Annotated in this window: 19 protein-coding genes and 2 tRNA genes; 9 read left to right on the top strand and 12 right to left on the bottom strand. The window is 62.2% G+C overall.

Going from position 1 to position 20133, the window contains the following annotated elements:
* Window positions 1–86: 86 nt before the first annotated feature.
* A complete protein-coding gene (locus AB4Y73_RS08745) occupies window positions 87–1070 on the top strand; it encodes a hypothetical protein (protein WP_441871006.1) in 984 nt (327 codons plus the stop codon).
* A gap of 135 nt (window positions 1071–1205) precedes the next feature.
* Window positions 1206–2081: a glycosyltransferase gene (locus tag AB4Y73_RS08740; protein ID WP_441871004.1), complete on the top strand. Its 876-nt coding sequence runs from the start codon at window positions 1206–1208 to the stop codon at window positions 2079–2081.
* A 33-nt stretch (window positions 2082–2114) separates the two neighbouring features.
* Here AB4Y73_RS08740 and AB4Y73_RS08735 read toward each other — a convergent pair whose 3' ends face one another.
* From AB4Y73_RS08735 to dnaA, 12 genes are all read right to left on the bottom strand, one after another.
* On the bottom strand, window positions 2115–3068 hold the full coding sequence (locus AB4Y73_RS08735) for a DMT family transporter (protein ID WP_441871002.1): 954 nt from the start codon (window positions 3066–3068) through the stop codon (window positions 2115–2117).
* Between the two features lie 70 nt (window positions 3069–3138).
* A tRNA-Ala gene (locus AB4Y73_RS08730) sits at window positions 3139–3214 on the bottom strand.
* 73 nt (window positions 3215–3287) lie between these two features.
* Entirely contained in the window at window positions 3288–3404 is a 117-nt protein-coding gene (locus AB4Y73_RS08725; protein ID WP_441871000.1) for a DLW-39 family protein, read from the bottom strand.
* A 69-nt stretch (window positions 3405–3473) separates the two neighbouring features.
* Window positions 3474–3547 (bottom strand) — tRNA-Ile (locus tag AB4Y73_RS08720).
* Window positions 3548–3645: 98 nt separating this feature from the next.
* The gene (locus tag AB4Y73_RS08715; protein ID WP_441870998.1) at window positions 3646–4290 is read right to left on the bottom strand and encodes a DUF3566 domain-containing protein; all 645 of its coding nucleotides are present in this window, start codon (window positions 4288–4290) and stop codon (window positions 3646–3648) included.
* Entirely contained in the window at window positions 4287–6965 is a 2679-nt protein-coding gene (gene gyrA / locus AB4Y73_RS08710; RefSeq protein WP_441870995.1) for a DNA gyrase subunit A, read from the bottom strand. Before gyrA ends, AB4Y73_RS08715 begins: the two co-directional genes overlap by 4 nt.
* A gap of 58 nt (window positions 6966–7023) precedes the next feature.
* The gene (gene gyrB, locus AB4Y73_RS08705; RefSeq protein ID WP_441870993.1) at window positions 7024–9108 is read right to left on the bottom strand and encodes a DNA topoisomerase (ATP-hydrolyzing) subunit B; all 2085 of its coding nucleotides are present in this window, start codon (window positions 9106–9108) and stop codon (window positions 7024–7026) included.
* 376 nt (window positions 9109–9484) lie between these two features.
* Complete coding sequence (locus AB4Y73_RS08700; RefSeq protein WP_441870991.1) at window positions 9485–10042, bottom strand: DUF721 domain-containing protein; 558 nt, start codon at window positions 10040–10042, stop codon at window positions 9485–9487.
* Window positions 10035–11252 carry a DNA replication/repair protein RecF gene (recF, locus tag AB4Y73_RS08695; RefSeq protein WP_441870989.1) on the bottom strand — a complete coding sequence of 406 codons (1218 nt, stop codon included), beginning with the start codon at window positions 11250–11252 and terminating at the stop codon, window positions 10035–10037. The genes AB4Y73_RS08700 and recF overlap by 8 nt, the downstream gene beginning before the upstream one ends.
* 45 nt (window positions 11253–11297) lie before the next feature.
* Window positions 11298–12182: a phosphogluconate dehydrogenase (NAD(+)-dependent, decarboxylating) gene (gnd, locus tag AB4Y73_RS08690; RefSeq protein ID WP_441870987.1), complete on the bottom strand. Its 885-nt coding sequence runs from the start codon at window positions 12180–12182 to the stop codon at window positions 11298–11300.
* Window positions 12183–12227: 45 nt separating this feature from the next.
* A complete protein-coding gene (gene dnaN / locus AB4Y73_RS08685) occupies window positions 12228–13352 on the bottom strand; it encodes a DNA polymerase III subunit beta (RefSeq protein WP_441870985.1) in 1125 nt (374 codons plus the stop codon).
* Window positions 13353–13880: 528 nt separating this feature from the next.
* Window positions 13881–15302: a chromosomal replication initiator protein DnaA gene (dnaA, locus tag AB4Y73_RS08680; protein WP_190990522.1), complete on the bottom strand. Its 1422-nt coding sequence runs from the start codon at window positions 15300–15302 to the stop codon at window positions 13881–13883.
* A 468-nt stretch (window positions 15303–15770) separates the two neighbouring features.
* On the opposite strand from dnaA, the gene rpmH reads away from it, so the two are divergent.
* From rpmH to AB4Y73_RS08645, 7 genes are all read left to right on the top strand, one after another.
* Complete coding sequence (gene rpmH, locus AB4Y73_RS08675) at window positions 15771–15908, top strand: 50S ribosomal protein L34 (protein WP_003800212.1); 138 nt, start codon at window positions 15771–15773, stop codon at window positions 15906–15908.
* A 40-nt stretch (window positions 15909–15948) separates the two neighbouring features.
* Complete coding sequence (gene rnpA, locus AB4Y73_RS08670; RefSeq protein WP_441870983.1) at window positions 15949–16359, top strand: ribonuclease P protein component; 411 nt, start codon at window positions 15949–15951, stop codon at window positions 16357–16359.
* The gene (gene yidD, locus AB4Y73_RS08665) at window positions 16352–16747 is read left to right on the top strand and encodes a membrane protein insertion efficiency factor YidD (RefSeq protein WP_441870981.1); all 396 of its coding nucleotides are present in this window, start codon (window positions 16352–16354) and stop codon (window positions 16745–16747) included. Before rnpA ends, yidD begins: the two co-directional genes overlap by 8 nt.
* A gap of 16 nt (window positions 16748–16763) precedes the next feature.
* A complete protein-coding gene (gene yidC, locus AB4Y73_RS08660; protein ID WP_441870979.1) occupies window positions 16764–17735 on the top strand; it encodes a membrane protein insertase YidC in 972 nt (323 codons plus the stop codon).
* Window positions 17735–18301, top strand: coding sequence for a Jag family protein (locus tag AB4Y73_RS08655; protein WP_441870977.1), 567 nt, complete (start codon window positions 17735–17737; stop codon window positions 18299–18301). Before yidC ends, AB4Y73_RS08655 begins: the two co-directional genes overlap by 1 nt.
* 21 nt (window positions 18302–18322) lie before the next feature.
* A complete protein-coding gene (gene rsmG / locus AB4Y73_RS08650) occupies window positions 18323–18973 on the top strand; it encodes a 16S rRNA (guanine(527)-N(7))-methyltransferase RsmG (RefSeq protein WP_441870975.1) in 651 nt (216 codons plus the stop codon).
* An 86-nt stretch (window positions 18974–19059) separates the two neighbouring features.
* The gene (locus tag AB4Y73_RS08645; protein ID WP_441870973.1) at window positions 19060–20124 is read left to right on the top strand and encodes a ParA family protein; all 1065 of its coding nucleotides are present in this window, start codon (window positions 19060–19062) and stop codon (window positions 20122–20124) included.
* The last annotated feature ends 9 nt before the right edge of the window (window positions 20125–20133 follow it).

Raw genomic sequence — 20133 nt, 5'->3', positions numbered from 1 at the left:
GGCTGTAAATCGACGGGAAGAATAGCCCGTGCAGGTCAATCCACGTAGGCTAACAACAGAACCGTCACATTAATCGGGAGGTAGTTGTGAAGAAATCGGATCGTATTGCCCGTGACCTTGAGCAGTCAGTCAACAACGCAGTTGAGTATGCAAAGGACTGGGCATCCCCCCGTGTGGAAGCAGCAGTGGATTGGGCAGTTCCCCGCCTGCAGAGCAGCCTGGATACGGCATCTCCCAAGATCCAGGAGGGGCTCAAGACCGCCGCCCACAACTTGGCCGACGGCGTTGCCACCGTGACGCCGCGCATCCAGGAGGGTCTCGCCCACCTTGCCCCGAAAATTTCGGATGCCGTTGAGGTCACCACCCCGCGCCTGCACGAAGCTCTGGACCGGGCAACCCCGGCCATCCTCAGCGCCCGTGACCGGGTAGTGGTGGATTACCTGCCGCGCCTTTCGGACCAGATCGGTCACGCGTCGGGCGTTGTACACCGCACGCTGGAAAACACTCCCGGCCATGTGGACGCTGTGGCCCAGAGGCTCACCGACTCCGGCGTTGTCCACTCGCTCCAGGAGCAGGCCCAGACGGCCGGTACCCAGCTGCGGGCCGCCGCGCACCAGGCCGGCAAGGCCGTGGGCGTGCAGATCGCCGAGCCGGAGAAGCCTAAGAAGCGTGGCTGGCTGGTGTTCGGCATTATCGCCGCTGCTGTGGCCGCCGGTGTTGCGGCCTGGAAGGCATCCAAGCCGGTGGAGGATCCCTGGAAGACGCCGTCGCCGGTTACGCCCACTCCTGCTCCGGTTCCCGCCACCACGGTAAACGACGCAAAGGACACTGCTGAGGAGGCCGCCAACAAGGCCGCAGCCGCAACGGCCTCAACGGCCGGGGCGGCCGCTGACAAGGCCGAGGACGTTGCCGGGGATGCCCAGGCTACCGCTGACGAGGCCGGCGACAAGGCGAAGCACGTCGCTGACGAGTCGGATGACGCGGCAGCCAGCGCTTCTACCGACGCCAAGACGGCAATGAAGAACATCGCGTCCAACATGAACGGTTCCTCGGACAAGAACACCATCTGATTAGCCCGGCGCCGCAGCGCCGTCCGTTGAAGGGGTTCCGCAGCAGCGGGACCCCTTCAGTGTTTTCCGAGAGTTTGTCCGGACTCCGACCGTATACCGATGGGACGGACCCCGATCGGTGCTAAATTTGGACTGATGTCAGCCGATCAATCCTCTGGGGATGCCTTGAACGACGCAGCAGAACTGCCCCGCGTGTCCATTGTCATCCCGGCTTATAACGAGGAAAGTGTTATCCGGCAGTGCCTCATCGCTGCCGTCTACCAGTCAGTGCCGGCCCACGAAATCATCGTGGTGGACAATCTCTCCACAGACCGCACCGCCGCCATCGTGACGCAGATGCAGCTGGAGTATCCGGAAAGCCCCATCATCCTTCTCAGCCAGGACCAGGACCAGGGCCTGATTCCCACGAGGAACTTCGGCCTGAACCACGCCACCGGCGACATCCTGGGCCGCATTGACGCCGATTCCGTGGTGGAACCCGACTGGGTGGAACAAGTCCGGAAAGCGTTCCAGGACCCGTCAGTGCAGGCAGCAACCGGCCCGGTGGTCTACTACGACATGCCGATGCGCCGCTTCGGGCTCAAGGCTGATGACAAGATGCGCCAGATGATGCTCAAGCTGGCCAAGCACCAGTACCACTTCCTGTTCGGATCCAACATGGCCCTGCGCGCCACCGCCTGGGCCACCATCCGGGACGAAACCTGCCGTGACGAGAAGGACGAGATGCATGAGGATATCGACCTCTCCCTGCACCTCGCCGATCACGACCTCAAGGTCCAGTACTGGCCCCAAATGGTCTCCGGCATGTCAGCGCGCCGGCTGGAAGACTCACCCCGCGACTACCGGTACTACGTGACCCGCTTCGACCGGACGTACAAGGCGCACAACGTCAAGAAGATGGCTCTCAAGGCGCCCATGGTGGTGTTCTTCTCGGTCTACTTCCCGGCCAAGCTCCTGCGGGCCATCCACACGGTCAACACCGCCCAGCCTGTCCGCCGCGGCGGACAGTAGCCCCCTCTTTGGCTCCTGCGCTGCAGGCAGCCTTCAGTCAGTGCCGAGATCCGCGAGCCGGTCCGACGGCGGTTCGCCGGCCTGTGTGCCTTCCCCTGAGTTCGCATCCCGACGGCGGCCGAGGCCTGAGCGCTGTCCCGTCACCACAACGGCGAGGCCGGCGAGGATGAGCGCCAGGCCCGCGTATGTGCCTGCGGGAAGTGTTTCGTGCAGGAATACCGCGGCCAGCAGCGCGGCGCCGGGGATCTCGAGCAGGATGATCATCGAAACCAGCAGCGGGCTCATGGTGGCGAGCAGGTGATTGAAGGCGGTGTGGCCAACCAATTGGGCACACACGGTGATGGCAAGGATACCCAGCCAGCCAACGGCGTCGAACCCTGCCAAGGGCTGGCCGCTGAACACGGCAAGCACCGCCACCACAGCCGCGCACATGCCGTAGCAGAGTGTGGTGTAGGTGCCAGTAGTCATGGTCTGGCGGGCCTTGCCGCCGGCAAGGGTGTAGAGCCCGGCGAGAGCCCCGCCGGCCACGGCCAGGACGTCGCCCAGGAACGCGTCCGGCGAGGAACCCATGTCGAATCCGGTGATGGTTACTACGCCGCCCAGAGCCATACCGAGTCCGGCCAGAACCGGCCACCGGTGCCTGGTCCCGCGAATGAGCTGGAAGACGGCGATCCACGCCGACTGAAGGCAGACGAGGGCGGTGGCGGCGGCCACGGAGGTGAGCTGCAGCGAAGTGATGAAGCAGGCGAAGTGGAGTGCAAGCGCGACGGCGGCCAGCAGGGACCAGCGGAATTCGGGGCCGGTGATCCGGCCGAACTGGCGGGGTTCGCGGAGCAACGTGGGTGTGGCCATCACGGCGGCCCCGATGGCGTTGCGCCAGAAGGCGATGGCCAGGGCGCTGACGGTGGTTGCGCCGAGGGTGGCGGCAATCAGGGGCCCGGATGAGGCCACACCCAGCACCCCAAGCGCTGCGAGAAGGAGGTTCACTTTTTCACCCTACTGGTCGGCTGCAACGAAAAAGTCCCGGACAGCGTTTCCGCTGTCCGGGACTCTCTTATGGTGGAGGCACGGGGACTCGAACCCCGAACCCCCTGCTTGCAAAGCAGGTGCGCTACCAATTGCGCCATGCCCCCATAAGAAGCAACCCGTCAATCATACCCTAGAACCGTGGAGCCTTTAGCCGGCTTCCGGTCCGGGGCGTCCGGCCTATTCGACCTGATCGGTCGAATTGCTCCAGACTGTTTTCCGGGCTTCGGATTCCTGTGCTTTCCTATAGAGCAGGACGCCTGCGATCGCAGCTGCAAGTACCAGCAACTTCTTCACATGCACCCCGTTCCGGCTTTGCCTGCCGCTAAGCAAACCAAACCTTCCATGAAACCTGCACAGGTTCCGTGGGCGTACCAGGACTTGAACCTGGGACCTCTTCGTTATCAGCGAAGCGCTCTAACCGCCTGAGCTATACGCCCCGATGCCTCATCGGGCCGAGATATGACTTTACAGCACATCCCGGCCCGATCTCAAATCGAGGCATTTCACCGGAGAATTCCCGGTGGAATTGTGGGATTTAGTCGTCCGTGAGCGTCACGCCGATGCCGCCCACCAGTGTGGCTGAGATGTTGTACAGCACCGCTGACAGCATGGACAGCGCGGTCAGCAGAACAACGTTGACGACGGCGATGATGGTGGCGAAGGAGGCCACCTGCCCCAGGGACGCCACCTTCTTCAGTTCGAAGCCGCCCCCCTCGGAACCGGCCAGCGTGCCCAGGAGGCTGTCCACCTGGTCGAAGATTCCTGTGAGGTCCAGGACCGTCCAGAGGACGATGGCAGCCACCACTGTGACGATTCCCAGCGCCACAGAGAGCAGGAAGGCCATCTTCAGGACGGACCAGGGATCCACCTTGCTGACCAGCAGGCGGGCACGCCTGACCTTTGCCTTGGGTGCGGGCTTGACCAGGCCGGGCTGCCCCTGTGCAGACGCGGGACGCTGTCCGCCGGGAGCGGGCCGCTGACCCTGGACGGGGCGCTGACCGGGCTGGCCCTGGACGGGGCGCTGTCCGGGTGCTGCGGGACGTTGCCCCGGGGCGCCTGCAGGAGCCGCCGGCCGCTGTTGCGGGCGAACAGGTGCGTTCACCCGCGGTGCGGCCGCGGGCTGGGGCGTTCCGCCGGGGACGGTGCTGCTCGGTTTGGGATATGAGTCGGGATTACTCACTCGTTACCTCCGGTGTAGTCTTCGTTCGGCTCAGCGTCGCCGGAGGCGTCCTCTGACTCAACAGCCGGTGATGATTCTGGTGCTGATGCTGACTCTGCGGCTCCCTCGGGGGACCCACCGTCTTCAGCCAACGTTACGTCATCCTCCAAGGATTCTTCGCCCTCGAGACCCCGTTCGCTGTTCCGCGCCACCTCGATGATGCGGTCGTTCTTGTCCGGTTTTGCGAAGATGACGCCCATCGTGTCGCGGCCCTTGGCGGGGACGCCGGCCACGGACGAACGGACCACCTTGCCGCCTTCCATGACCACCAGGACCTCGTCTTCTTCCTGGACGATCAAGGCACCGACAAGGTGCCCGCGTTCCTCCTGGTACTTGCCCACTTTGATGCCCAGGCCGCCACGGCCCTGCAGGCGGTACTCTTCCACAGCGGTCCGTTTGGCGTAGCCGCCTTCGGTGACGATGAAGACGAACGAACCGTCCGTGACCACGTCGGCGGCTAGCAGTTCATCGTCCTCACGGAACTTCATGCCGGTCACGCCCGACGTCGCGCGGCCCATGGGGCGCAGCGCATCGTCAGTGGCGGTGAAGCGGATGGATTGACCCTTGCGTGAAACAAGCATGAGGTCGTCCGTTTCCGAAACCAGCTGGGCCGAAACCAGTTCGTCCTCGTCGCGCAGGTTGATCGCAATGACACCGGCTGAACGGTTGGTGTCGTAATCCTCCAGTCGCGTCTTCTTGACCAGGCCGCGCTTGGTGGCGAGCACCAGGTACGGGGACTGCTGGTAGTCCTTGAGGTCCAGGACCTGGGCGATGTGTTCGTCCGGCTGGAAGGCCAACAGGTTGGCAACGTGCTGTCCCTTGGCGTCACGGCCGGCTTCCACCAGCTCGTAGGCCTTGGCGCGGTAGACGCGCCCCAGGTTGGTGAAGAACAGGAGCCAGTGGTGGGTGGTGGTGACGAAGAAGTGCTCCACCACGTCGTCGCCGCGCAGCTGCGCGCCCTTGATGCCCTTGCCGCCTCGCTGCTGGGAACGGTAGTTGTCGCTGCGTGTGCGCTTGACGTAGCCGCCGCGGGTAATGGTGACAACCATTTCCTCTTCGGGGATGAGGTCCTCAATGGACATGTCGCCGTCGAAGCCCATCAGGATCTTGGTGCGGCGGTCATCGCCATGCTTGGCCACAATCTCGCCCAGCTCCGTGCTGATGATGTCGCGCTGCCGCTCTTCGGAGGCCAGGATCGAGTTGTACTCGGCGATCAGGGCTTCCAGTTCGGCATGGCGGTCCTGAATCTTCTGGCGTTCCAGGGCGGCCAGGCGGCGCAGCTGCATGTCCAGGATGGCGCGGGCCTGCAGCTCATCGATATCGAGCAGCTGCATGAGGCCGTCGCGTGCGGCTTCCGTGGTGTTGGACGCCCGGATCAGGGCGATCACTTCGTCCAGCATGTCCAGTGCTTTGAGGAGCGCGCGCAGGATGTGCGCTTCTTCTTCGGCCTTGCGCAGGCGGTACCGGGTACGGCGGGCAATGACGTCCATCTGGTGCGTGACCCAGTGGCGGATGAACGCGTCCAGGCTCAGTGTGCGCGGGACCCCGTCCACGATCGCCAGCATGTTGGCTGAGAAGTTGCTCTGCAGTTCCGTGTGCTTGTAGAGGTTGTTCAGCACCACCTTGGCAACGGCATCGCGCTTGAGCACAATGACCAAACGCTGGCCGGTGCGGCCGGAGGTTTCATCACGGAGGTCAGCAATGCCGGAGATCTTGCCATCCTTGACCAGCTCTGCGATCTTGATGGCCAGGTTGTCCGGGTTGGCCTGGTAAGGCAGTTCGGTGACCACCAGGCACGTGCGGCCCTGGAGTTCCTCCACATTGACTACCGCGCGCATCGTGACCGACCCGCGGCCGGTCCGGTAAGCATCCTCAATGCCCCTGTGGCCAAGGATGGTTGCGCCGGTGGGGAAGTCCGGCCCCTTGATGCGAAGGAGCAGCTCTTCGAGCAGCTCCTCGCGGGTGGCCGTAGGGTTCGCGAGATACCACTGGACGCCGTCTGCCACCTCGCGGAGGTTGTGCGGCGGGATGTTGGTGGCCATGCCGACGGCGATGCCTGAGGAACCGTTGACCAGAAGGTTGGGGAAACGTGCCGGCAGGATGGTGGGTTCCTGGTTCTTGCCGTCGTAGTTGTCCTGGAAGTCGACGGTTTCCTCGTCGATATCCCGGACCATCTCCATGGCCAGCGGCGCCATTTTGGTTTCGGTGTACCGGGGAGCGGCGGCGCCGTCGTTGCCCGGCGAGCCGAAGTTTCCCTGTCCCAGGGCCAGCGGGTACCGCATGGTCCAGTCCTGGATGAGGCGCACCAAGGCATCGTAGATCGCGGTGTCACCATGGGGGTGGTACTGGCCCATGACTTCGCCCACCACGCGCGCGCACTTGTTGAAGGAGCGGTCAGGCCGGTAGCCGCCGTCAAACATCGCGTACAGCACGCGGCGGTGCACAGGTTTCAGGCCATCGCGCACGTCGGGCAGGGCACGGCCCACAATGACGGCCATGGCGTAGTCCAGGTAGGACCGCTGCATTTCGGTTTGCAGGTCCACCTGCTCCACGCGGTCAATCAGCACGTCGCCTTCAAGTACGGTGTCCGGAAGATCGGCGGAATCCGCCGGTACCTCGGGTGTTTCGTCACTCATCGTTTATATTTTCCGTTCCAGGTATATGTCGGTTAGGGAATATCAGTCCGATTAACGGCTAGATATCCAGGAACCTGACGTCCTTGGCGTTCTGCTGAATGAAGTTTCGGCGGGATTCCACGTCTTCGCCCATCAGGGTGGAGAACACCTGGTCCGCGGCCAGGGCATCGTCCATGGTCACCTGCAGGAGGGTCCGGTGGTCCGGGTCCATGGTGGTGTCCCACAGTTCGGTGTAGTCCATCTCACCCAGGCCCTTGTAACGCTGGATGCCGTTGTCCTTCGGGATCCGGCGGCCGGCGGCCTGGCCGGCAACCAGCTTGGCATCCCGCTGTTTGTCACTGAAGACATAATCGTGCGGGGCATTGGACCACTTGATCCGGTACAGCGGGGGTTGCGCCAGGTACACGTAACCGTTTTCGATGAGCGGGCGCATGTAGCGGAACAGGAGCGTCATCAGCAGCGTCGTGATGTGCTGGCCGTCGACGTCGGCATCGGCCATCAGCACGATCTTGTGGTACCGCAGCTTGCTGAGGTCGAAGTCCTCGCCGATGCCGGTACCGAACGCCGTGATCATGGACTGGACCTCGGCGTTACCCAGGGCCTTGTCCAGCCTGGCGCGCTCCACGTTCAGGATCTTGCCGCGCAGCGGCAGGATGGCCTGGGTTTCGGGGTTACGGCCGCGCTTGGCGGATCCACCGGCGGAGTCGCCCTCCACGATGTAGACCTCACAACGGGCCGGGTCCTTTGAGGAGCAGTCGGACAGTTTGCCCGGCATGCCGAAGGACTCCAGCGGGCTCTTGCGGCGGGCATTGTCGCGGGCCTTGCGGGCGGCCATCCGGGCCTGGGCGGCGGATATGGCTTTGCGGATCACGTCGCGGGCGGGGCCGGGGTTGCGTTCCAACCAGTCTCCCAGGCCGTCGGTGACGACGCGCTGCACAAAGCCCTTGACCTCGGAGTTGCCGAGCTTGGTTTTGGTCTGGCCCTCGAACTGCGGCTCGGCCAGTTTCACCGAGATGACTGCCGTCAGGCCTTCACGGATGTCATCACCGGTGAGGTTGTCATCCTTTTCCTTGATGATGCCTTTCTCCCGCGCGTAGCGGTTGACGAGCGATGTCATGGCTGCCCGGAAACCCTCTTCGTGGGTGCCGCCCTCATGGGTGTTGATGGTGTTGGCGTACGTGTGGACGCTTTCGGAGTACGCGCTGGTCCACTGCATTGCCATTTCCAGGGCAATCTTGCGGTCCTTGTCCTCGGTTTCAAAGGAAATGACATCCTCATGGACAACATCAACCTTTTTGCCCGAGTTCAGGTACTTTACGTAGTCGAGGAGACCGTCGTTGTACTGATACACCACCGTGCGGTGATCGGCGGTGACTTCCCCTTCGGTGGCAACGGCGTCGAGATCGAGGTCGTCCTCGGAGTCGGACTTCACGGCCACGGGGCGCTCGTCTGTCAGGGTGATACGCAAACCCTTGTTCAGGAAGGCCATTTGCTGGAAACGTGCCCGGAGCGTCTCGAAATCAAAGTCCGTTGATTCGAAAATGTCTGCGTCGGGGTAGAACGTCTGAGTGGTGCCGGTCTGGGTGGTTTCCTCACCCTGGACCAGGCTGCCCTGGGGTTTGCCGCCGTCGGCGAAGGACATCCGCCAGACGTTGCCCTGGCGGCGGACCTCCGTGTCCACGCGGCTGGAGAGGGCGTTCACTACGGAAATACCCACGCCGTGGAGGCCGCCGGAGACCGCGTATCCGCCGCCGCCGAACTTTCCGCCGGCGTGGAGGATGGTCATGACCACTTCAACAGTGGGCTTGTGCTCGGTGGGGTGCATGTCCACGGGGATTCCGCGGCCATCGTCTACAACCTTCACGCCGCCGTCGGCCTGCAAGACAACCTCGATGTGCGTGCAGTAGCCGGCCAATGCCTCATCGACCGAGTTGTCCACCACTTCATAGACGAGGTGGTGCAGGCCGCGGGGCCCGGTGGATCCGATGTACATGCCGGGGCGTTTCCGGACCGCCTCCAGGCCTTCAAGTACGGTAATATCGCTTGCGCCGTATTCCCGGGGTGTCGCAGCTTCCGCCGGCGTATCAGGGATGTCCGCCACTGCGCGTTCCACTGCCTGGGTATCTGTATTGTCGTTAGCCACAGGTGCTGTCGACTCCTCTTTTTCGATGATGGCCGGCGGCCGTCTTTCCCAGGGAAAAGCGGCCGCCAACAGGCACAAGCTGATGGCACTGACGAGTAGGTCGACCTGCAGAACCGATGTCCGCCTGCTGTGTGCGCGCGGAAAACGGACACAGTCAACGTTTTCGCCGGCGCCCAGTTATCTGTTGTGATTCTACCGTGAAATTGGCCGCAAACCCGCATTCAGGAGGCCATGCCGACCCCCGATGTGCCCGTGTGAGGCCGTTGACCGCGGCTAGGGCGCCCTCGCGGTCCAGCCCCCGGGTGCCTATACGCCCCTTGGTCCTTGGAGCGCCCTACACGCCGCCGGAACAATATTCAAGAGCCGGCGACGGCGGCTAGCCGTAGGTATCGCGGGGTCCGCGGCCGTTGACCGTGCGGCCGCCCTTGCGCCAGCTGGGTGCCGACGGTCCTAGGACCTGGATGCTGGTGACCACGCCGTCGCCGAGTTCAGTACGGAATTTCTCCAGCAGGCTGATGCTCAGCAGCCTCAACTGCGTGGCCCAGGCAGTCGAATCGCAGCGCACGTGCAGGGTGGTGTCAGTGAAGCTCTCCGGCGTGCAATGTGCGGATATTTCCGGGCCTACCAAGGTGGCCCATTCAGCCATGACCGAACCGACAGCCACCGGCGAGGTCCACCCGCGTTCCGCTACCAGGCGACCCACCACCTTGCCGAGTCCCAGGGGATCGCGCCCGGTGGCATGGAACTGGCTGAAGCCGCGGGTGTCCCTGATGCCGCGTTTGGTTTTGGCGGTCCCGTTGGGAGGGGATGATTTTCGGCGGATCTCGCCGCGTGCTGCGGCGGCCTCACGCATTCTGTTGAGTGCCGCCTGCGGGGCATCGATGTTGTCGGGATCCCGGCCGGGCTGCAGCCCGCCCTTGTCGTCCTTATTCATCGATACCTCCCGGGATAACCTTCACCCGCCGGCCGGACAGCTCGTCCGGGATATCGGCGTCGACGGCGGCGGTCACCAGGACCTGTTCCGCGCCGGAGACTATTGCGGCAAGTTTACGCCGCCGCTGTACGTCGAGCTCGGCGAAAACGTCGTCCAGGATGAGGATTGGTGCTGACCCGCCGGTCCGGGCATCATCCAGCATCACGTAATAGGAAGCGAGCCGCAACGACAGGCACATCGACCAGGTTTCGCCGTGTGAGGCGTAGCCCTTGGCGGGCGCCTCGCCGAGGATCAGTTCCAGCTCATCGCGGTGCGGCCCCACGAGGGAGATTCCGCGTTCCAGTTCTTTCCGGCGTGACCCGGCGAAAGCCTGGACGTAGCGGTCCGTGAGTTCTTCGACGGTCAGACGGTTGAGATCCTCAGCCCCGGCGGAACCGGACACGGCTGCCCCGGCCGCCTCGGAACCGCCGTTTGTACCCAAGGCTGCACCGCCGTCGTCGTCCATCAGGTTTTGGAGGGTGGACCGATACTGGGCCCCGGCTTCCTTTGAACCGTCCGTGAGCTGGGCATATGCCTTGGCCAGGTGCGGGCGTAGCCGCTCAACCAGTTCCAGCCTGGCGTGCAGCAACTCGGCGCCGGCCCGTGCCATGTGCTGGTCCCACACATCGAGGGTGGCTTCATGGGCGGGCGTGAATTTCCCTGTACGGGCGGACTTGAGCAGCGCATTGCGCTGTTTCAGGACCCTGTCGTAATCCGTGCGTGTTGCAGAGTGCCGCGGAATCAGGCTCACCAGCAGTTCATCGAGGAACCGGCGGCGGTTTGACGGATCACCCTTGACCAGTGCCAGGTCCTCCGGGGCAAAAAGCACTGTCTGGCAGATTCCCAGCAGATCCCTGGCCCTGACCGGGTTGCTCCGGTTAATCCGGCCTCGGTTGGCCCGGCTGGCATTGATTTCAAGTTCCAGCACCGTGGTCTGGCCGCCGCGGACCACGCGGGCGCGGACGAGTGAGCGGTCCGTGCCGAACCTCAGCAACGGACCGTCTGAACTGACCCGGTGCGAGCTCAGCGTGGCCAGATAACCGATGGCCTCCATGAGGTTGGTTTTACCGATTCCGTTGGATCCTACGAGCACGGTGACACCCGGCCCGAGGGCTAGGTCAACCTGGGCGTAGCTGCGGAAGTCGGTCAGGGAAAGGTGCTCTAGGTACACGCGGTCTTCAGAATTCTCGGAACCCCGCAGGGTCCCGGGTGGGGGCTACTTGGCGGGACGGGTGGCATGCCCGCCGAATTGGTGGCGCAGGGCCGAGACCATCTTCATGGCCGGCGAGTTATCCTCGCGGGATGAGAAGCGGGCGAACAGGGCGGCCGTGATGGCAGGTGCCGGTACGGCGTTGGCGATGGCCTCTTCGACGGTCCAGCGGCCTTCGCCCGAATCTTCGACGTAGTCATCGATGGAGGCCAGTCCCGGATCCTCCTCCAGGGCTTTAACCATAAGATCCAGCAGCCAGGACCGGACCACGGTGCCTTTTTGCCAGGCCCGGAACGTTCCGGGCAGGTCATCCACGATTTCCTTGGCGGCCAGCAGTTCATAGCCTTCGGCGTAGGCCTGCATCAGGCCGTACTCGATGCCGTTGTGGACCATTTTCGCGTAGTGGCCGGCACCGATTCCGCCTACATGGACGAAGCTGTCGGCACGTTCCCCATCGGGACGGAGGGCATCAAAAACCGGCAGCGCATACTCGATATCGGCCGCATCGCCACCAGCCATCAGACCGTAGCCGTTCTGGAGACCCCACACACCACCTGAAACACCGCAATCCGCGAACCGGACGCCTTTTTCGGCCAGCGCGGCACCATGTTTCTGATCCTCGGTGAAACGGGAGTTGCCGCCGTCGATCACCAGGTCACCGGCGTCGAGCTTGTTTCCGAGCTCGGAGATGACGGCGTCCGTGATCTCGCCGGATGGAACCATGACCCAGATGAGCCGCGGTGCAGGGACAGCTGCGATGAGCTCGTCCACCGTGGCGACGTCGGTTACTTCGGCGTTGCGGTCGAAGCCTGTGACCTCGATGCCACCCTTGCGCAGCCGCTCGCGCATGTTGAAACCCATTTTGCCAAGGCCGATCAGTCCGATGTGCACGATGCGGGTTCTCTTTCTACATTGGTTGTTGGGTGGCGGTGGGTACTAGTTGGGGAGGCGGACGGGCATGACAAGGTAGCGGTAGTCGTCCTGGTCCTCACCATCGGCGTCCACCTGGGCCGTGATCATGGCCGGCTTGGGCGCCGTGGTGAAGGAGAACCTGACGTACTTGGTCTCGATGACGGCCAGGCCCTCCACCAGATAGTGCGGGTTGAAAGCGACGGTAATGTCATCGCCTGAAAGCTGTGCCTCGAGTTCCTCGGAGGCTTGGGCGTCCTCGCCGGTGCCGGCATCCAGGTGTAGAAGTCCGTCGGTGAAAGCAAGACGCACCGGGGTGTTGCGTTCGGCCACGAGGGAAACACGCCGGACAGCCTCGACCAGTTCCTGGGTCTGCACCGTCGCATGGATGGGTGTGGAATCCGGGAACAGGGAGCGGATCTTGGGATAGTCGCCATCCACCAGCAGTGAGGTGGTAGTGCGTCCGCCGCTTTCGAAACCGATCAGGCGGCTGTCGTCATCAGCCAGGGCAAGGTTGATGTCGCCGCTGTTGCCGAGGGTTTTGGCCACTTCGTTGAGGGTTTTTGCCTTGACCAGCGCGCTGGTGGAAATTCCGGGAGTCGCCGGCTTCCAGGGGACTTCACGCATGGCCAGGCGGTAACGGTCCGTCGCGAGGAGGGTGATGAGATCGTCCTCGATCTCCATTCGCACGCCGGTAAGAATTGGCAGCGTGTCGTCCTTGCTGGCCGCAATGATGACCTGCGACACAGCCTGGGAGAACGCGTCACCAGGAACGGTGCCGCTGATGGCCGGTAGGGCCGGCAGTGGCGGGTACTCGGCCTCGGGCATGGTGGCCAAGTGGAAACTGCTGCGGCGGCAGGTGAGCGTGACTTTGTTGCCATCGGTTTCCACATCCACGGGGGCGGAGGGGAGACTGCGGCAAATGTCTGCAAGGAGGCGGCCGGAAACCAGGATGGTGCCTTCGGTGCTGATGTCAGCGGGAATTTCCAGTCGCGCCGAGGTTTCGTAGTCGAAACTCGACAGGCTCACTGTGCCTGCCTCAGCCTTCAGGAGCAAACCCGAAAGTACCGGAACCGGCGGCCGCGGAGACAACGACCGGGCTGTCCAGGTGACGGCTTCTGCCAAGACGTCCCGTTCGACTCTGAACTTCACGGAAGGGTGCCGCCTTTCATTGCTGCTGCCATATCTGAACCGGAAACTCCGCAAGGGAGCCCAAAAATAGTCGCGCCCCAACCACGGAACCTGCATGGTTCCCGGAGTGCTGAACCACAAAGAAACCCAAGGATGGGAGCGCTGCTGACAGCTTAGCCGGAAGATCGGGGATTAACCCATCCCCGGCCCCACCGCTTGGCATCCGGGGGCCCATCGGCCCCGACCCGTTCGGAGTGCGGATCGAGATTGTTGTTTGAGGGAAATCAATTTCTTGGGATTAGTAGTGTTAATAACCCCTGTGGAAACTGTGGATAACTCGATCCGGCCGCAGGATCCAGCGGTTAAGCCCTGTTCATCGATTGTGGGCGAGCCAGGTTTTAAACAGGTTGTGGATGGGGATAACAATTTTTGGGTTTTTCCTGATCCACAGGCGCCTTAAGGGTTTTAAGCCCATTAAGCGGGGTTGTCCCCTTAACTATCCACAGGGTTATCCACATGCGCCTGTTAATAAGGTATAGAGGCGGTGGGTCAGGAGTCGCGCTGCTGCTGTTTGATCCGGTTGGTGAGTTCGGTGACTTGGTTGTAGATCACACGGCGTTCAGCCATCAGCTCACGGATCTTGCGGTCCGCGTGGATCACGGTGGTGTGGTCCCGGCCGCCAAGTTCCTGGCCGATCTTGGGCAGCGACATGTCCGTCAGTTCACGGCAGAGGTACATAGCGATCTGGCGGGCGGTAACCAGGGTCCGGGTCCGGGACTTGCTGCAGAGCTCCTCCATGGTGAGCTTGAAGTAGTCAGCCGTCTGAATGAGGATCTGGCTCGACGTGATTTCCTGTGCGCCGTCGTCGGTGATGAGGTCTTTCAGGACCATCTCCGCGAGGGCAACGTCCACGGGCTGCCGGTTCAGGCTGGCGAACGCCGTGACGCGGATCAGTGCACCTTCAAGTTCGCGGATGTTGCTGGAGATCTTGGACGCGATGTACTCCAAAGCATCGTCCGGAGCGGAGAGCCCTTCGCTGAGGGCCTTCTTTCGCAGGATGGCGATGCGGGTTTCCAGTTCCGGCGGCTGGATGTCGGTGAGCAGGCCCCACTCGAAGCGGGACTTCATCCTGTCCTCGAAACCAGCGAGCTGCTTGGGCGGCAGGTCCGAGGTGATGACCACCTGCTTGTTGTTGTTATGCAGGGAATTGAATGTGTGGAAGAACTCCTCCAGGGTCCGGTCTTTGCCGGCGAGGAACTGGATGTCATCGATCAGCAGAACGTCCACGTTCCGGTATGTGGTCTTGAAGCTGGCGCCTTCATCGTCGCGGATGGAGTTGATGAAGTCATTGGTGAATTCCTCGGAATTCACATAGCGGACGCGGATGCCGCTGTACAGCCGCCGGGCATAGTGGCCGATTGCGTGCAGGAGGTGGGTTTTGCCCAGGCCCGAGTCACCGTAGATGAACAAGGGGTTGTATGCCTTGGCGGGGGCTTCGGCTACAGCCACGGCGGCGGCATGGGCGAAGCGGTTGGAGGAGCCGATCACGAAAGTATCAAAGACGTACTTGGGATTCAGCCGCCCGAATTCGTGGGACGTGCTGGGCAGCATGGGCTGTGGCTTCTGCTCGATCAGCTGATCTGCAGAATAGGAAGGTTCGACGACGGGTTCGGGTTCTTTGTGGATGGGCACAAGATCCGTATCGACGTCGATAGCGCACCGGATGTCCTCGGAGAAAACGTTGTGGAGGGCGTCGTCCAGGGCTTCCTTCACCTGGGTCTGGAGCACTTCGCGGGTCAGCTCATTGGGGACGGCCACCAGGAGGGTGGATCCGATCAGGCCCTGTGCCTGGGCCAGGATGACGAAACCCCGCTGCCGCGGCGAAACGCGGTCGTCCTGCTCGAGGAGGCTCACCACGCGTCGCCAGGAACTTCCGACAGTATTGGCGTGGTTGGCTTCGTCTACTGTCATCAATCGGTTCCTCAAAACTTGCGTGCCTGCATTACGTTGCAGCCCAAGTCCGGAACCAGGAGTTGTGGTTCAGCTTCATCCACAGGGTTATGCACAGTCCGTGGATAATCGGCTACTGAGCCACTCTAGGGGATCAAAACGCTAGAAGATAGCTGGGAAGTAGCTTGTGGATAATTACACCGGTGTGGTTCCAAAACGGGCCGTGTGAGCCACTTCATCCACAGGCTGTGGGGGCACGTTTGCCACAGGCCCGGAGAGGCACTGGGGGCTCCTTCGGTTTGACTCTCGCAGTCCGTTTGCCCTAGTGTTGTGAAGTCCTTTGTGTACGCTTTCTGTCCCCATCTGAATCTCTTCAACGCATTGCGTTTGAGCAGCCGGGGGAAGCGTGCATATACAAAACTTAGCGTCGGCCAGTTCTTCCCAATACTGATCGGGTGGGCGCACCTTTGATCCACTGGAGTAACTAACGTGAGCAAGCGGACTTTTCAGCCGAATAACCGCCGTCGAGCCAAGAAGCACGGCTTCCGCCTTCGTATGCGTACCCGTGCCGGCCGTGCCATCCTGGCAGCCCGTCGTGGCAAGGGCCGCACCGAACTGTCGGCCTAAATAACTGACTCGTCGGTTTACATTTCTTTGCGAGTTTAAGGTGCTGGCCACCCGTAACCGTTTGAGGACTGCAACTGATTTTTCAACAACCGTACGTTCCGGTGTCCGCAATGGACGCCGGAACGTAGTGTTATATGCGGCAGCCATCGCTGCCGACGAACCCAGCCGGATCGGGTTCATCGTTTCCAAGGGTGTCGGGAACGCTGTGGTCAGGAACCGCGTTAAGAGGAGACTGAGAGAAGCCGCCGCCGGCTCGCTGCGCGAGTACGGTACCGGGTTCGCCATAGTGGTCCGGGCACTGCCTGCGTCCGCGGACGCCAGCTGGAACCAACTGCTGGCGGACTATGGCTCTGCACTGGAGTCAACCACGAGCCGGTTGGGCAGCCGCCTTCCGCGGGCTGCTGTAAACGGTTCAACCGGTACAACACGGGAAGGGACACAGCGTGCATAACGTGACTGCTGCCGTCGTCCGCTACCTTCTTCCCGGAGTTGCCGCTGTGGGCAGGTTCATCTGGAATCTGCCCAAAAACATTCTTATCCTGCTGCTGATGGCCTACCGCAAGGTGATTTCACCCTTGTACGGTCAGGTATGCCGCTTCTTTCCTTCATGCTCGGCCTATGCGCTTGAGGCGATCACGGTCCACGGGGCAGTGAAGGGTACATGGCTCGCAGTCCGGCGTTTGGCCCGCTGCCATCCGTGGAATGCCGGTGGAGTGGACCATGTCCCCGCCGGCCACCACCACTGGCCCGAAAACCGGACCCCCAGAATTGTTGTCCTGAACAACCCGGACAAGTACTTGGCTGCTCAGACTGATGGAGAAGGCCGCGCTGCGGCCTGACGAATAGGGATATCGTATGGACTTCTTTGGAACAATAATGGCCCCGTTCAAGTGGCTGGTCTCCATCATCATGATCGGATTCCATGATGGCTTGAGCAGCATTGGCCTTCCTGCCGCCAACGGTTGGACCTGGACGCTGTCCATCATCGGGCTGGTGCTGGTGATCCGTGCCGCCCTGATCCCGGTGTTCGTCAAGCAGATCAAGGCCCAGCGGGGCATGCAGCTGCTGCAGCCTGACCTGAAGAAGCTCCAGGACAAGTACAAGGGCAAAACCGACCAACTCTCCCGCCAGGCCATGGCGCAAGAGCAGATGGCCATGTACAAGAAGCACGGCACCAACCCGTTCTCTGCCTGCTTGCCCATGCTGATCCAGATGCCGTTCTTCTTCGCCCTGTTCCAAGTGCTGTCCGGAATCTCCCAGGCTAAAGACCAGGGGGCAGGAATCGGCGCGATGAGCCATGAGCAGGTCGTGGAGTTCGACGCTTCCAGCATCTTCGGCGCGCCGTTGTCCTCCGCACTGCTGCACGGCGGTGCCACCAACGTCTCCGTTGTTGTCCTCAGCATCGTGATGATCCTGGCCATGACGGCCTCGCAGTTCATCACTCAGAAGCAGATCATGGCGAAGAACATGTCCGAAGAGGCCATGGCCAGCCCGTTCATGCGCCAGCAGAAGATGATGCTTTACATCCTGCCCGTCGTGTTCGGCGTTGGCGGCATCAACTTCCCCATCGGTGTCCTCATCTACTGGACCACCACCAACCTCTGGACCATGGCGCAGCAGTTCTTCGTTATCCGCCGCATGCCGACGCCGGGATCCCCCGCTGCCAAGGCTCTCGCCGAGCGCCGGGCTGCCAAGGGCCTGCCGGCCCTGCCCATTCTGGGCGGAAAAAAGGCCGACGCCGCAGCGGAAGCAGCTGCCGCCGCAGCGGTTATCGAGCAAAAGGCACAGCGCGTCCAGCCCCAGCGTAAGAACAGGAAGAAGAAGTAATGTCAGCCGAAAGCACCGAAAACGCCCTCTCCGACGAGATCATTGCCGATCAGGACGAAGCCTCGACGGACACCGAAAGCAACCCCAAGGGCACTGCTGCCAGCCGCCTGGAAGAGGAAGGCGACGTCGCTGCGGATTACCTGGAAGAGCTCCTGGACATCGCAGACATCGACGGCGACATTGACATCGAAGTCCGCAATGGACGTACCTACATCTCCATCGTCGCCGAGGAAGAGACCGATAGTCTCGACAGTCTGGTGGGCGAGGACGGCGAAGTCCTCGAAGCTCTTCAGGAGCTCACCCGGCTTTCCGTGCTCTCAGCGACCGAAAACCGTTCCCGGCTGGTGCTGGACATCAACGGTTACCGTCAACAGCGCGCGGGTCACCTGCAGAAGATTGCCGAGGATGCGGCAGCAACAGTGAAGGAGACCGGCGAAGCGGTGGCGCTGGAACCCATGAGCGCTTACGAACGCAAGATTGTTCATGACGCCGTTGCTGACCTTGGACTGGTCAGTGAGTCCGAAGGCGAAGGCGCCGGCCGCCACATCGTCGTATCCGCTGACTAGAGAATTGCTGACCCGTTAACCATGGTTGATATCACGGCAGCTGAACTGCTGGCGGCTGAGAAGATCTTCGGCGACCGACTGGACCTGGCTAAGCGCTACGTTGAACACCTCGCAACGTCGGGGACCGAACGCGGACTCATTGGCCCGCGCGAGATTCCGCGTTTGTGGAGCCGGCACGTACTCAACTGTGCCGTCATCGAAAGCGAGATCCCTCATGGCAGTCGTGTCGCCGACGTCGGAAGCGGTGCGGGCCTCCCGGGGCTCTGCCTTGCCATTGCACGGCCGGATCTGGAACTCACTTTGATAGAGCCGCTGGAGCGCCGGGTCATCTGGCTCCAGGAAGTAGTGGACGACCTTGGACTCACCAATGTCACCGTGATGAGGACTCGGGCGGAACTTGCGGTGGGCATGGTCGACGCCGATGTGGTCACCGCGCGCGCGGTGTCTGCGCTGACCAACCTGGCCGGCCTCACGATTCCGCTGCTCGCTGGCAAGGGTGAGGTTGTGGCCATCAAGGGCCGCAGTGCCGGTGAAGAGATTGAAAAGGCCGCAAAGGTGATCCGTAAACTCGGCGGTGTGCAGACGAGCGTGGTCACCGTTGGCGAAAGCCTGTTGGAAGAACCCACCACTGTGGTGCGGATCGTAGTGAACAAGTCCCGAAAGATTGCCTAGTCCTGGCCCGGTAACCTAGGTCTGCAGGGCGAAGCGGTTAGGCTAGACAACGGCAGGAACAGCAGAACGAGAGTGAGTGTGTCCCAGTGACCAGTAGCGAAGCCCACACACAACGGATCCCCCCGTTTGTGTCCTTGGGGTCAGCACGTTCATTTGCTGGCATGGGTTCCGCACCGCTGCGGGGCGACAATCATCCTAACCCGGTTGCAGGCGCAGCATCTTTTGCCTCTGTTTCACGTGAAACCTCAGTTGGCAAGACGAATGTCATCGACACCATGGACGACTCCAGCCCGATTGCCCGTGAGCTTGCGCATGAGACCAAACGCCGGGAACGGCTGGTCGGCAGGGAACTGCCTAAGCCGGACAAGACCCGCGTCTTCACCGTCTCCAACCAGAAGGGCGGAGTGGGTAAGACAACCACTACCGTGAACATTGCCGCGGCCCTTGCTGCCGCAGGCTTAAATGTGCTGGTTATCGACATTGACCCCCAGGGCAACGCCTCCACCGCTCTCGGCGTGGAACACCATGCCGACGTGGACAGCATCTATGACGTCCTGATCAACGACTTCCCGCTGGCTGACGTTGTGGCACCTTGCCCGGATATCGGCAACCTGATTTGTGCGCCTGCGACCATTCATCTGGCCGGTGCCGAGATTGAGCTAGTTTCCTTGGTGGCTCGTGAGCAGCGGTTGCGCCGGGCCATCGACGTGTATGCCAAGACCCGTGCCAAGAATGGCGAAGAGCGTCTGGACTACATCTTCATCGACTGCCCGCCGAGCCTGGGCCTGCTGACGGTCAATGCCTTCTGTGCCGCCGGTGAGGTCCTGATCCCCATCCAGTGTGAGTACTACGCCCTCGAGGGCCTGAGCCAGCTGCTGAAGAACATCGAGATGATCCAGAAGCACCTCAACGCTGATCTGGTCGTGTCCACGATTCTCCTGACGATGTACGACGGCCGGACCAACCTCGCAGCACAGGTTGCGGCCGAGGTTCGCCAGCACTTCCCGGACCAGGTACTGGGTGCCGTGGTCCCCCGCTCGGTGCGTATCTCGGAGGCCCCGAGCTACCAGCAGACTGTGATGACGTACGATCCTTCCTCCAGTGGAGCCCTGTCCTATTTGGAAGCCGCAGCGGAAATCGCTGAGCGCTAGAATCTTCAA

The organism is Pseudarthrobacter sp. TAF60_1, assembly GCF_052113505.1.
GTDB lineage: Bacteria > Actinomycetota > Actinomycetes > Actinomycetales > Micrococcaceae > Arthrobacter.
Note: the sequence above shows the minus strand (reverse complement) of the source record. Positions and strands in the feature narration are given on the sequence as shown.

Bases quoted from the DNA above. Each gene is read 5' to 3' on its own strand.
- AB4Y73_RS08740 (WP_441871004.1), top strand. From the start codon at position 1,206: ATGTCAGCCGATCAATCCTCTGGGGATGCCTTGAACGACGCAGCAGAA.
- yidC (WP_441870979.1), top strand. From the start codon at position 16,764: ATGGACTTCTTTGGAACAATAATGGCCCCGTTCAAGTGGCTGGTCTCC.
- AB4Y73_RS08700 (WP_441870991.1), bottom strand. From the start codon at position 10,042: ATGAATAAGGACGACAAGGGCGGGCTGCAGCCCGGCCGGGATCCCGAC.
- rsmG (WP_441870975.1), top strand. From the start codon at position 18,323: ATGGTTGATATCACGGCAGCTGAACTGCTGGCGGCTGAGAAGATCTTC.
- AB4Y73_RS08655 (WP_441870977.1), top strand. From the start codon at position 17,735: ATGTCAGCCGAAAGCACCGAAAACGCCCTCTCCGACGAGATCATTGCC.
- gyrA (WP_441870995.1), bottom strand. From the start codon at position 6,965: ATGAGTGACGAAACACCCGAGGTACCGGCGGATTCCGCCGATCTTCCG.
- dnaA (WP_190990522.1), bottom strand. From the start codon at position 15,302: ATGACAGTAGACGAAGCCAACCACGCCAATACTGTCGGAAGTTCCTGG.